We start from the raw sequence: 12,599 nt of genomic DNA on the forward strand, positions 1-12,599 counted from the left end.
TTTCTCGTTGTCGTGTTGGTCTTATTTTTTGGTCGTATCGTCTTCCCACCACCAGGCATTGGGCTGCCAGTCGATCCAATCGCCGTAGACCGGGGTGGGCTCGGCATATTTTAGCTCTTTAGCGTGGGCAATCCAGCTCTGGTTCCACTGGTAGGTGGGGATGACGTAGCGCCCCGCGGTGAGCACCCGGTCGAGCGCCCGCGTGGCGGCGAGGAAATCGTCGCGCGAGGTGGCGGTCAGAAGCTCTTCGATCATCGCGTCGGCGGCGGGGCTCTTCATCCCCATGAGGTTGCGCGAGCCCTCCTGATCGGCGGCGGCGCTGCCCCAATAGAGGCGCTGCTCATTGCCCGGCGACAGCGACAGACCGCGGCGGAACCATGTGACGTCGAAATCGAAAGAGGCGGTGCGCGAGTTATACTGGGCGGAATCCACCGTATCGACGCGCACTTCGATGCCCAGGCGTTGCAGCGCCTGCACGTAGATGTCGATCATCGACCCCGCCTCGGTCTCGCCCTGCGGCAGCAGGATGTCGAAGCCGAAGGGCTGGCCGTCGGGGCCGGTCATCACGCCGTTCTGCACGGTGTAGCCAGCCTCTTCCAGAAGGCCCATCGCCTTGCGCAGACCGGCGCGATTGCGCGCCGAGCCATCGCCCTGAGGCAGGCTGTAGCCCTCGAGCGCGCCCGGCGGCAGGCTGTCCGCGAAAGGCGCGAGCAATTCCTTCACCCGGCCACCGGCGGGACCGTCCTTCATCGCCAGTTCGGAGTTGGAGAAATAGGAGGTGATGCGCGGCTGGCGGCCACCGGTCAGCGTCTCGTTGATATATTCGAAGTTGAAGAGCTGGATCATCGCCTCGCGCACCCGCCAGTCGGCAAAGGCCGGCTGGCGCGTGTTCATCACAAAGCCGGTCATCCCCGAGGGGCGCCCGTGCGGGATCACCGATTTGACCACCTCGCCGCTTTCGATCGCCGGGAAACCATACTGGCTTTCCCATTTCTCCGAGTTGAACTCGCGGTTGGAGTTGAGCAGCCCGGCCTTGAACGCCTCGAACATCGCGGTGCCATCGCCAAAGAACTCCATGCGCACCTCGTCGAGGTTGGCCTGCCCCTTCATGAAGGGCACATCCTTGCCCCAATAGTCGGGGTTGCGCTTGAGCGAGACGTAGCGCCCCGCCTCGAAATCGTCGATGACATAGGACGCGGTGGTGATCGGGATCACGTCGAGGCCGGACTCGGCGAAATCCTTGCCCTCCCATTGCGCCTTTTTGAGGATCGGACGCATGCCGACGATCAGCGCCAGCTCGCGATCGGGAGTGTTGAAGGTAAAGCGCAAGCTGCGCTCGCCGGTCTTTTCGATGCTCTCGATCCGGTTATACGTGCCCTGATAGCGCGGATGGCCGACGGTGCCGAGCGTGTCGAAGCTCCAGATCACGTCCTCGACCGTCACCGGCGTGCCGTCCGAGAACTTGGCCTCGGGGCGCAGGGTGAACTCGACCCAGTCGCGCTCGGGCGAGGTGTCGACCGTTTCGCAGATCAGACAATAAAGTGTGAAAGGCTCGTCCCAGCTGCGGCCCATGAGGGATTCATAGGCCAGAAACCGCAGCTGCCACGGCACCGAGCCCTTGAGGATATGCGGGTTGAGACTGTCGAAACTGCCCACTTCGCCGGTGACGATGCGGCCGCCCTTGGGGGCATCGGGATTGACGTAGGGCAGGTGGTCGAAATCGGCGGGCAGGGCGGGCGCGCCATACATGGCGATGCCGTGCATGGGCTCTGCCGCAGCGCCGAATCCGACGCAGATCGCCAGCGCGGTCAATGTGCTGTTTCCCAGCGAGGGGAATTTGAAAAAATTCGCGGTCATCTTGGAAACCGTCCTGCTCTGCCCTTGTTTTCTTGGCTTCAGAGCCTACCGGGGCTTTTACGTCTTTTCAAACTTTTAGGTTGGACTCCGGCGGCAAAGCGCGTATAAAGAAGTCACTGCTCGATAGGTTTCTTGCCTGTATGAAACCTGCCTCAATGACTGAACGCCGGCTTCGTGCCGGCGTTTTTTTTATGGCTCGCAACACTTTTCCGAAGAGGCGCAGTCCGTTTACGCCGCCCAGAAGGACGAGTCGGAGAGGGGCTGCGACGCGCGCCGTCTGCCTGCAAATGCGGCAGCGCGGCATGACGGGCAGCGATGCCGGAGCCATACAGGCCAAGGCCCCGCTTGCCTAGGGGGGCATTCATCCACAGGGCCTACTTATCCGTGATGACGTTGCGATCCCGGGCTTGCAGCTTCCGCTTGGATAGCAGAGCAATGGGGCGGACAGGGAACCGGGAGGATGGGTTGTCCCTTGGTCCCAGTGAGGCGTGCAATTTTGGCGCCGCAGCAATCGAGGAGTTTTCGCATGTCTCTCAAGGGCAAAACAGCCATCGTCACCGGGTCGAACTCGGGCATCGGCCTCGGCGTCGCGCGCGAACTGGCGCAGGCCGGCGCGTCGGTGGTGCTCAATTCCTTCACCGACCGTGACGAGGATCATCAGCTCGCCGCCGACATGTCCAAAGAGTTCGGCGTGCCGGTGCGCTACATCAAGGCCGATATGTCCAAGGGCGACGAATGCCGCGCGCTGATCGAACAGGCGGGCGCCTGCGACATCCTCGTCAACAACGCCGGCATTCAGCATGTGGCGCCGATCGACGAGTTTCCGATCGAGAAATGGGACGCGATCATCGCCATCAACCTCACCTCGGCCTTCCACACCACCGCCGCGGCGCTGCCGATGATGCGCAAGGCGGGCTGGGGCCGGGTGGTGAACATCGCCTCGGCGCATGGGCTCACCGCCTCGCCGTTTAAATCAGCCTATGTCTCGGCCAAGCACGGCATCGTCGGCATGACCAAGACCGTGGCGCTGGAAACCGCGAAAGAGCCGATCACCTGCAACGCCATCTGCCCGGGCTATGTGAAGACCCCGCTGGTCGAGGCGCAGATCCCCGACACCGCGGCCAAGTACAACATGTCCGAGGAAGAGGTGATCGAGAAGGTGATCCTCGAGCGCCAGCCCTCGAAAGAATTCGCCACCACCGCGCAGATCGGCGGCACGGCGGTCTTCCTGTGCTCGGACGCGGCAGAGCAGATCACCGGCACGACGATCTCGGTCGACGGCGGCTGGACCGCGCTCTGATCCGGCACGGCTTCGGGGACACTTCGGCGTGAGCCGCGGTGTCCCCCCAACTTCCCCCGTTGATCGGGCGCGCATGTGAACATATCATGAACACATGACAAGAATGACCCTCGATCAGAAGCTCGCGATTCTTTCCGACGCGGCAAAATACGATGCCTCCTGCGCCTCCAGCGGGGGGCAAAAGCGCAATTCGCGCGACGGTAAGGGCCTCGGCTCGACCACCGGCTCTGGCATCTGCCACGCCTATACGCCCGACGGGCGCTGCATCAGCCTGCTGAAGATCCTGATGACGAACTTCTGCATCTATGATTGCGCCTATTGCGTGAACCGCGTCAGCTCCAACGTCACCCGCGCCCGGTTCTCGCCCGAAGAGGTGGTGACGCTGACGCTGGAGTTCTACCGGCGCAATTACATCGAGGGGCTGTTCCTCTCGTCCGGCATCATCCGCAGCCCCGACGAGACCATGTCCGACATGGTGCGCATCGCTCGGATGCTGCGGCTCGATCATCACTTCCGCGGCTACATCCACCTCAAGACCATCCCTGATGCTGCGCCCGAACTGATCGAGGAGGCGGGGCTTTATGCCGACCGTTTGTCGATCAATGTGGAGCTGCCGACCGACCGCGCGGTGAAAGACTATGCGCCGGAAAAGGATCCGGCGCAGATCCGCCGCGCCATGGCCGATGTGCGGCTGAAGCGCGAGGCCCGCAAGGAGCGCAGCTTTACCGGCAAGCGGCCGCCGCGGTTTGCGCCCGCGGGGCAGTCGACGCAGATGATCGTTGGCGCCGATGGGGCGGACGACACCACCATTCTGCGCAGTTCGACCCGGCTTTACTCCAGCTACGGGCTCAAGCGCGTCTATTACTCGGCCTTTTCGCCAATCCCCGACAGTTCCGCCGCGCTGCCGCTGATCAAGCCGCCGCTCATGCGCGAGCATCGGCTCTATCAGGCGGACTGGTTGCTGCGCTTTTATGGCTTCGACGTCGACGAGATCGCCGCCTCGAGCAAGGGCGGTCATCTCGATCTGGAGATCGACCCAAAGCTCGCCTGGGCGCTGGCCAACCGCCATCTGTTTCCGGTCGATGTGAACCGCGCCGAGCGCGAGATGCTGCTGCGGGTGCCGGGGCTGGGCACCAAGAGCGTTGGGCGCATCCTTGCCACACGGCGCCATCGCACGCTGCGCTATGACGATCTGCGGCGCATGGGGGCGAACCTCAAACAGGCCAAGCCTTTCATCACGCTGCTCGACTGGCGCCCGCGCGCGCTGAGCGATGCTGCCGGCCTACGCGCCCGTTTCACGCCGCCGCCCGAGCAGTTGCAGCTGATCTGATGCGCAGCGTCAGCCTGCCAGAGATCGGCACCTTCGAGGCGTGGCGCGACGAGGCGCGGGCGCTGCTTACCGCATCGGTGCCGCCCGAAGAGGTGCTGTGGCAGCGCGGGCAGGGTGCGGCTGACCTCTTTTCCGATGCCCCCGGCACCGAAGCTCCGCCACCAGCCGCCGCCGCGCCGCTCTCGGTGCCGCGCGGCTTTGTCGATCTTGCGCGGCTGGCAATCTGCCACAGCGATCCCGAGCGGTTCGCCCGGCTCTATGCGCTGCTTTGGGCGCTGCGCTCGGACAAGCGCCTGCTGAGCGACCGCGCCGATCCGGGCATCGACCGGCTCGAACGGATGGCCAAAGAAGTCCGCCGCGACCGGCACAAGATGACCGCCTTCGTCCGGTTCCGCGAGATCGGCGCCCCCGGCGCCAACCGCCGCAGCTTTGCCGCGTGGTTCGAGCCGACGCACCATATTGTCGAGTTGACCGCGCCCTTCTTCGTCAGCCGTTTCGGCGACATGGACTGGTGTATTCTCACGCCCGATATCTCGGCACATTTCGAGGGCGGCGATCTGCGCTTCGCAGCCGGGGCCGTGCGTCCCGATCTGCCCGAGGATGCCACCGAGGATCTCTGGCGCACCTATTTCCGCAATATCTTCAATCCCGCCCGGCTGAAGCCCAAGGCGATGCAGGCGGAGATGCCAAAGAAATACTGGCACAATATGCCCGAAACCCAGCTGATCCCCGAACTTCTGGCCAGCGCTCAGGCGCGGGCGCAGGAGATGGCCGAGGCCGCTCCAACGCTGGCCCCGGCGCGCGCCGGGAAGATCACCGAAAGGCTGCGCGCAGAGCCAAACGCAGCGCCCGAACTGCCCGGCGATCTGGCGCAGGCGCTACAGGGCTGCCGCCGCTGCCCGCTGTGGCAGGACGCCACGCAGCCGGTACCGGGCGAGGGGCCGAAGGATGCGGCGCTGATGGTGGTGGGCGAACAGCCCGGAGATCGCGAAGACCTCGAAGGCCGACCCTTCGTCGGCCCAGCAGGGCAGCTTTTCGACAAGGTGGCGACGCGGGCCGGGCTCGACCGAGCGGAGGCCTATCTCACCAACGCGGTGAAGCATTTCAAATTCACCCCGCGTGGTAAGCGCCGGATCCATCAGGCGCCGAACCGGGGCGAGGTGATGCACTGCCGCTGGTGGCTCGACATCGAGCGCGCGCAGGTGAAGCCGAAGCTGATCCTCGCCATGGGCGCCACAGCCGCCGAGAGCCTCACTGGAAGTCGCGCGGGGCTGATGGCGCGGCGGGGACGGGTGGAGCACACCGAAGACGGCACGCCGGTGCTGATCACCCTGCACCCATCCTACCTGCTGCGTCTGCCCGAGGCGGAAAGACCGGCAGCCGAGGCCCTGTTCGAAGAGGAACTGCGTCTGGCGGCGAAAATGGTCGCCGCGTTGCGCTGAGCCTCAGCTCGCGCGGCGCACCGGCTCGACCTTGGGTTTGCCGCCGGATTTCTCGGGCGGATAGACGAGACCGGCGGAGATCACCAGTTTCGCGGCGTCCTCGATGCTCATCTCCAGTTCCACCACATCCTCGACCGGGAAGTAGAGCAGGAAGCCCGAGGTGGGGTTCGGCGTGGTTGGCACAAAGACCGACACAAGCTCTCCGGTGACGTCGGATTTCTCCAGCACCTCACCCTTGGCCTGCGTCGAGATGAAGCCGATTGCCCAGATGCCCTTGCGCGGGTATTGCACAAGGCAGGCCTTCTCAAAACTGCGCTCGGTCTGGGCAAACACCGTCTCGGCGATCTGCTTGATGCCGGAATAGATCGAGCGCACCACCGGGGTCCGGTCCACGAGCGTTTCGGCAAAGCGGATCGCCGAGCGGCCGATGAGGCCCTTGGCGACCCAGCCCACCACGATGGTGAAGACAAGGAAGAAGATCACCCCGACGCCGCGCAGGTTGATCCCGATGTATTCCTCGGGATTGAACCGCTGCGGCACCAGCGGCAACACAAAGCCGTCGACCCAGCCAAACAGGGTCCAGATCAGCCAGACCGTCAGGCCGACCGGCGCGATCACCACCAGCCCGGTGAGGAAGCTGGCCCGGAGGCTCGCAAAGATGCCGGGACGGCGCGGCTTTTCGTCGAAGGGGGTGTTCATTCGTGGTCCGGAAAAATCAGTTACCGCACCAACCTAGGCACTCGCGCGCCGCTTCACAATGGGCGCGCGAGCCTGTGAGGTCAGCTTCGGGGCAGGGCGCTCAGTTCCGAAGCGATCGCAGCGCCCAGCTTGGCGTTGTTGAGCACCAGTTCGATGTTGCTCTCCAGCGAGCGGCCCTCGGTCAGCTCGAAGATGCGCTGCAGCAGATAGGGCGTCACAGCTTTGCCGTGGATGCCGTGCGTTGTGGCGTCTTCCATGGCGCGCTGGATGATCGGCATCATGGTGTCGCGTGGGATTTCCGCCGCGGGCGGGATCGGGTTGGCGACAAGCTGACCACCCGGAAGCCCCAAGGCCGCGCGCATCCGCTGCGCCTCGGCGATCTGCTTGGGGGTATCGAGCCGCAGCGGCGCCGCCAGACCGGCCTCACGCGACCAGAAGGCGGGCAGCTGGTCCTGACCAAAGGCGATCACCGGAACACCAAGGGTTTCAAGCACTTCCAACGTCTTCGAAAGGTCGAGGATCGCCTTTGCGCCCGCCGCGATCACGGTCACCGGGGTCTGCGCCAGTTCCTGCAGGTCGGCCGAGATATCAAAACTCTGCTCGGCACCGCGATGCACGCCGCCGATGCCGCCGGTGGCAAAAACCTCGATCCCTGCGAGCCGCGCCGCGATCATCGTCGCCGCGACGGTGGTGGCCCCAGTGCCGCCGCGCGCCATGCAGACCGCCATATCGGCGCGCGAGAGTTTCGCCGCGTGTTTGGTCTGCGCCAGCTTCTCAAGCTGCGCATCGTCAAGCCCGACGCAGAGCTTGCCGTCGAGCACCGCGATGGTCGCCGGGGTAGCGCCGCCGTCGCGGATGGTCTGCTCGACCTTGCGCGCCATCTCGAGGTTCTGCGGCCAAGGCATACCGTGGGTGATGATGGTGGATTCCAGCGCCACCACGGGCGCGCCGTTTTCCAGCGCGTCGGCAACGGGGGCGGACAGATGCACGAGGCTCATGAAGCGATATCTCCGGATACGTAGGTTGCGGCGGCCTCCAGCGCTTCATGCAGCGCGGTGGCACGGTCAGCGCCGCGCAGTTCGGCGGCGATATGCGCCGCCATGAAAGTGTCACCCGCGCCGGTGACACGGGTCACCAGCACCTCGGGCGGGCATTCGGACACGACGCCCTCGGCGGTTGCATCGGCGGCGGGCTTGCCGCCATCGGTGACCAGCGCGCGCGCCGCGCCGCGCTCGATCAGCGCAGCCGCCGCGGTTTTGGCATCGTCAAAGCTCTGCATGCAAAGAAGGCCGGCTTCTTCGAGGTTCACATAAAGCACACCGCGTCCCGCGCGCAGGAAGGGCGTCAGACGCTCGGCCTTGCCGGGGCTCGCCGGGGCGATGCGCAGGTCGGCGGCGCGGAAGGCGGGCAAGCGGACGATTTCCTCCAGCAGCGCCTCGGTGAGATTGCCGTCGAGCGCGACCGGCCCGCTCCATGGCGCATCGGCCTGGCCAAGCGGGCCGTCGATCAGCGGCGCAAGGATACGGGCACCGGCCTGTTCCAGAGAATGCGCGTCGGCAATCGCTGCGATCAGCCCGTTCGCACCTTCAACCGCCATGTAAATGTCGGTCGGCAAATCTTCGGAACGATAAAGAAATTCCGTGATACACCCAAGCCGCTCACAGGCATCGACAAGCTCGTGGCCGTTGGGGTCCTGACCAACCGCGCTGAGCAGTCCGGGCTTCAGACCAAAGCGCGTCAGGGTCATCGCGATGTTCATCGCGACGCCGCCGGGCAGGCGGGTGATACGGCCGGGCACATCCGAGCCCTGACGCATATGGCTGGCGGATCGGCCAATCACATCCCACAGGACGGAGCCGATGCAAAGGATATCGGGGGCGCTGTTCATTCTGTCCTTGTGACCGAGCGTGCGCGCCGGGGCAAGAGCATTGATGCGCGGGTGCGCGGCTGCTAGCGCTTCGGCGGAAACACGCGTGAAAGCGTTGGATTTGGGAGGAATAGAGCCATGATGAACCGCCGATGGGTGCTTAATCACTATCCGCAGGGCGCGGCGACCGAGGACGTCTGGCGGCTCGAAGACGCGCCGATCCCAGAGCTTGATCCGGGGCAAATTCTTGCGAAAACCCAGTGGCTTTCGCTTGATCCTTACATGCGCGGGCGGATCGCTCCGGGGGCCAATTACACCGCCGGTGTCGCGCCCGGAGGGCTGATGCAGGGCGGCGGTGTCGGTGAGGTGATCGCCTCGGCGCATCCGGGCTGGAAGGTCGGCGATATGGCCGAGAGCATGGGGTTTGGCTGGCAGACCCATGCGGTGCTGAGCCCGGATCTGCCGGGCGCTCAGGCCACGAACCGGGTGCCCGAGGGGGTTCCGGCCCAAGCCGCGCTGTCGTGGCTCGGGATGCCGGGGCTGACGGCTTATGTTGGGCTGACCGAGATCGGGCGGCCGCTGCCGGGCGAAACCGTGGTCGTCTCGGCAGCCTCGGGCGCTGTGGGCCAGTTGGTCGGCCAGATCGCAAAGCTGATGGGCGCGCGTGTCGTGGCGATCGCAGGCAGCGAAGAAAAGCTGAACTATTGCCGTGAGTTGGGCTTCGACGTTGCGATCTCGCACCGCGACCCAAAGCTCGCCGAGGCGCTGTCAGAGGCATGCCCAGAGGGCGTCGATGTTTTCTGGGACAACACCGGCGGCACCATTCATGACATCGTATTGGCGCAACTGGCGACGCGAGCGCGCGTGGTGATCTGCGGTCGCATCGCGGTGGTCGACAAGCCCGCCAGCGAGGACATCGGCCTGAGGGCCAGCGCGCGGCTGATCGTGACGCGCGCACGGGTCGAGGGCTTGGTGGTCTTCGACTGGTGGCACAAGCGCGACGAGGCGTTCCGGCATCTGCGCAAATGGCAGGCTGCGGGGCATATCCGCTACCGTGAGGACGTTTTGGAGGGGTTCGAACGCATGCCCGAAGCATTCCTGCGCATGATGAGCGGAGCCAATCTGGGCAAGCAACTGGTACGCGTCTGAGGAAAATCCGAGGTGGGGACACCAAAATTCCCACCTCGATTTCGCACCATAGTGATTCTCATAATTGGTATTATGTATATTAAGTGCAGATGCGTGGCGCTGAGAAAGACCATATAGCCCTTTGACGCGGCGCGAAAATCTCCGCATTCTGCCAGTATGCGCCGAAATCCTGCACGTCCTATCCTCATCGCGATTATCGCCCTTGCCCTTACCGCAGCGGTCTTTGTCGGCGTCCGCACCGTGCGCCACGCGCTCTATTGGGCCGATCCGGCGCATCGCAATGTCACGCCCGAGGGCTGGATGACGCTTGGCTATCTAGAGCGTTCGCATCACTTGCCGCACCACAGCCTTGGCCCGGCGCTTGGGCTGTCGCCGCAGCCCGGCGAGCCGCTGAGCCTCGAGGAGATCGCCGCGACGCGCAACGAGCCACTGGCGCAGCTTCTCGCAGAGGTCGGCGCCGTGATTGAGGCCGAGAAGCAATGAGCGATGTCACGGGCAGCCTTAGCGATACGATCCTCGCGCTGCTGCCCGAGCTGGGCCTGCCGGTGCTTGGCGGAACCATCATGCTGGCCTCGCTCGGACTGCCGATGGCGCCGGGCTCGCTGATGGTTCTCGTCGCGGGCACGCTGGCGGCCGCTGGTGAGCTGCCCATTGTCGCCACCGCGCTCACCGCGCTCTGCGCGGCTTTGCTTGGCGATCAGCTGGGATATTGGCTTGGGCGTCTGCTGGGCACGCGGCTTCTTGGCGGTCGGCTGGCCGCGCGCCAAGGACCGACGCTGGAGCGCGCGCTGGCGCTGCTGTCCGAACGCGGCGCCATGGCGGTGTTTCTGACGCGCTGGCTGATCGCGCCGCTTGGTCCGGCGATGAACCTCGTGACTGGCGCTGGCGGCTTGCCATGGCTGCGCTTCGCGCTGGCCGATCTCGCCGGAGAACTGGTCTGGGTCAGCGCCTACATGGGCCTCGGCGCGGCCTTCGCGCCGTTCATCCCGCAGATCGCCCAGCTGTCGAGCGATGTCACCACGCTGCTCGCCGCGCTCGCCGTCGCGCTGGCCGCCGGACTGCTGCTGCGCCGCCACCGGCATCATCGGCACGACAGACCCCGCTAGCGGGATTTCTGGACAAGCCGATCACGCGCGCGCTATCTGGGCGGGAATTACCGGAGACTTGCCCATGCACTCGCTGCTCATTCTGAACGGCCCGAACCTCAACCTGCTTGGCCAGCGCCAGCCCGAAGTCTATGGCCGCACCACGCTGGCCGACGTCGAGGCCATGTGCCGTGCCCATGCCGAAAAAATCGGTGTCACTCTCGATTTCGCACAGAGCAACCACGAAGGCGCGCTGATCGACGCGATCCATGCCGCGCGCGGCACCAAAGATGGTATCATCCTCAACGCCGGCGCTTACACGCATACTTCGGTCGCTCTGATGGATGCGATCAGCTCGGCAGAAGTTCCGACGATTGAATTGCACCTGTCGAATGTTCACGCCCGCGAAAGCTTTCGCCACACCAGCTATATCGCCAAGGTCGCGCTTGGCGTGATCTGCGGCTTCGGCGCGCGCGGCTACACGCTGGCCATGGATGCGCTGGTGTCCCACTTGGAGTGACACGCTCATGACCCCGGACGATCGGGCCCATCTTCTGGCACTTACCAATGCCTCCAGCATCGAGACCGCATGGTCCATGCATGTGGCGAAAATGGCCGGATATGGGTTCGATCGTCTACTCTACGGGTTCACCCGCTATCGCACGCCGACCTCGCTGGGCGATCCCAATGATTTCCTTGTCCTGACCAACCACCGGCCCGATTACACGCGCGAGTTCATCGGCAACGGGCTCTATCGCCATTCTCCCATGGTCCGCTGGGCGCTGGAGAACGAAGGCCCGCGCTCTTGGAGCCGCACAGCCGCTGCGCTCGCGCGTGGCGAGCTGTCGGAAGATGCGCGGCGGGTCGTGGCGTTCAACGCGTCCAAACAGGTCACCGCGGGCTACACCATTGGTTTCAAATCACTTTCGCATCGGGCCAAGGGCGCTATCGCGCTGACCGCGCGGCCCGGCATGACGCAGGAAGAGGTCGAGCGGATCTGGTCTGCCCATGGCGAGACCATTTTGTTGTGCAACAATGTACTTCACCTGCGCGTGCTCACCCTGCCCTACATCCCGCCCGATCAGACTTTGACGCCGCGCCAGCGCGAGGCACTGGAATGGGTCGGCGACGGCAAAACCACTCAGGACATTGCACAGATCATGGGGCTGACGCAGGCGACTGTGGAAAAGCACTTGCGTCGCGCAAGAGACACACTGAACGTGGAAACCAGCGCACAAGCTGTCGCTAAGGCGACATTTCTCAACCAAATGTTCATTTTGGATATATAAGCGTATTTGAATTAACAGAGTGATAGATTCGAATCGCACATCGAAACAATGCCGTCAGAGCATGCATCACGCATGTTCTTTATTGCTTTTGCTTATAGGGACCTTTCAAAAACCGGAAACTGTGGCCGGAAATGCTCGTGAATGCGCTCTAAAGTGCCTCGCGCTGCATCACCCCTCTTTTACTTAGCGTCAGTCCGTTGCACACTCACTCATGTTCCGTGAGTGGTGGCTTTGGCCATAGGAACCCGAGACTGTCACTCCCCGCAATTTCGGGGCTCTGCCAGCCTCCCGGTTTATACCGGAGCCAGATCGGTCCCTCGCAATTTCCGCTTGGGCTCGGCTTGGCACGCCTGTCTTGGCACTCCGGCCTCATCCCCAAATGTATTGGGGTGCCGAGAAACACAGGTTGCGGGGTCGCTCCAAGGAGCGGCTCCGCTCTTGTTTTCAGCCCCCGTCTGGCCCTCGTTCGGCCCCCATCTGGCAGGCGAAATTCGCCCAAACACGAAGCCCTCGTAGAAGAACGTTCGTTCTGGCCCATTGTCCCTGCCCCGGCTCCAGCATGGGCCTGTATGGGCCTCTGG

Annotated in this window: 12 protein-coding genes; 8 read left to right on the forward strand and 4 right to left on the reverse strand. The window is 64.2% G+C overall.

What is annotated here, in order from left to right; translation table 11 throughout:
• Positions 1–21: 21 nt before the first annotated feature.
• The gene (locus AYJ57_RS00950; protein WP_066099913.1) at positions 22–1,857 is read right to left on the reverse strand and encodes an extracellular solute-binding protein; all 1,836 of its coding nucleotides are present in this window, start codon (positions 1,855–1,857) and stop codon (positions 22–24) included.
• Positions 1,858–2,383: 526 nt separating this feature from the next.
• Here AYJ57_RS00950 and AYJ57_RS00955 point away from each other — a divergent pair.
• From AYJ57_RS00955 to AYJ57_RS00965, 3 genes are all read left to right on the forward strand, one after another.
• Positions 2,384–3,157 carry a 3-hydroxybutyrate dehydrogenase gene (locus AYJ57_RS00955; RefSeq protein WP_066099916.1) on the forward strand — a complete coding sequence of 258 codons (774 nt, stop codon included), beginning with the start codon at positions 2,384–2,386 and terminating at the stop codon, positions 3,155–3,157.
• A gap of 94 nt (positions 3,158–3,251) precedes the next feature.
• Positions 3,252–4,487, forward strand: a complete 1,236-nt coding sequence (locus AYJ57_RS00960) for a putative DNA modification/repair radical SAM protein (protein WP_066099918.1) — start codon at positions 3,252–3,254, stop codon at positions 4,485–4,487.
• On the forward strand, positions 4,487–5,929 hold the full coding sequence (locus tag AYJ57_RS00965; protein ID WP_066099921.1) for a UdgX family uracil-DNA binding protein: 1,443 nt from the start codon (positions 4,487–4,489) through the stop codon (positions 5,927–5,929). The genes AYJ57_RS00960 and AYJ57_RS00965 overlap by 1 nt, the downstream gene beginning before the upstream one ends.
• A gap of 3 nt (positions 5,930–5,932) precedes the next feature.
• On the opposite strand, the gene AYJ57_RS00970 is transcribed toward AYJ57_RS00965, so the two are convergent.
• From AYJ57_RS00970 to AYJ57_RS00980, 3 genes are all read right to left on the reverse strand, one after another.
• A complete protein-coding gene (locus AYJ57_RS00970) occupies positions 5,933–6,628 on the reverse strand; it encodes a DUF502 domain-containing protein (protein ID WP_066099924.1) in 696 nt (231 codons plus the stop codon).
• A gap of 80 nt (positions 6,629–6,708) precedes the next feature.
• Entirely contained in the window at positions 6,709–7,626 is a 918-nt protein-coding gene (locus AYJ57_RS00975; protein WP_066099927.1) for a pseudouridine-5'-phosphate glycosidase, read from the reverse strand.
• A complete protein-coding gene (locus AYJ57_RS00980; RefSeq protein ID WP_066099930.1) occupies positions 7,623–8,516 on the reverse strand; it encodes a PfkB family carbohydrate kinase in 894 nt (297 codons plus the stop codon). Before AYJ57_RS00980 ends, AYJ57_RS00975 begins: the two co-directional genes overlap by 4 nt.
• Positions 8,517–8,633: 117 nt before the next feature.
• Between AYJ57_RS00980 and AYJ57_RS00985 the strand changes: the two genes are divergently transcribed.
• From AYJ57_RS00985 to AYJ57_RS01005, 5 genes are all read left to right on the forward strand, one after another.
• Entirely contained in the window at positions 8,634–9,644 is a 1,011-nt protein-coding gene (locus tag AYJ57_RS00985; RefSeq protein ID WP_066099933.1) for an NADP-dependent oxidoreductase, read from the forward strand.
• Between the two features lie 156 nt (positions 9,645–9,800).
• Positions 9,801–10,127 (forward strand): hypothetical protein, encoded by a 327-nt coding sequence (locus AYJ57_RS00990; protein WP_066099936.1) that lies wholly within the window; start codon positions 9,801–9,803, stop codon positions 10,125–10,127.
• A complete protein-coding gene (locus AYJ57_RS00995; RefSeq protein WP_066099938.1) occupies positions 10,124–10,750 on the forward strand; it encodes a DedA family protein in 627 nt (208 codons plus the stop codon). Before AYJ57_RS00990 ends, AYJ57_RS00995 begins: the two co-directional genes overlap by 4 nt.
• 64 nt (positions 10,751–10,814) lie before the next feature.
• Positions 10,815–11,249, forward strand: a complete 435-nt coding sequence (gene aroQ / locus AYJ57_RS01000) for a type II 3-dehydroquinate dehydratase (protein WP_066099941.1) — start codon at positions 10,815–10,817, stop codon at positions 11,247–11,249.
• Positions 11,250–11,256: 7 nt separating this feature from the next.
• A complete protein-coding gene (locus AYJ57_RS01005) occupies positions 11,257–12,018 on the forward strand; it encodes a LuxR family transcriptional regulator (protein WP_066099944.1) in 762 nt (253 codons plus the stop codon).
• Positions 12,019–12,599 lie beyond the last annotated feature (581 nt).

Source organism: Salipiger sp. CCB-MM3 (assembly GCF_001687105.1).
Lineage (GTDB): Bacteria > Pseudomonadota > Alphaproteobacteria > Rhodobacterales > Rhodobacteraceae > Salipiger.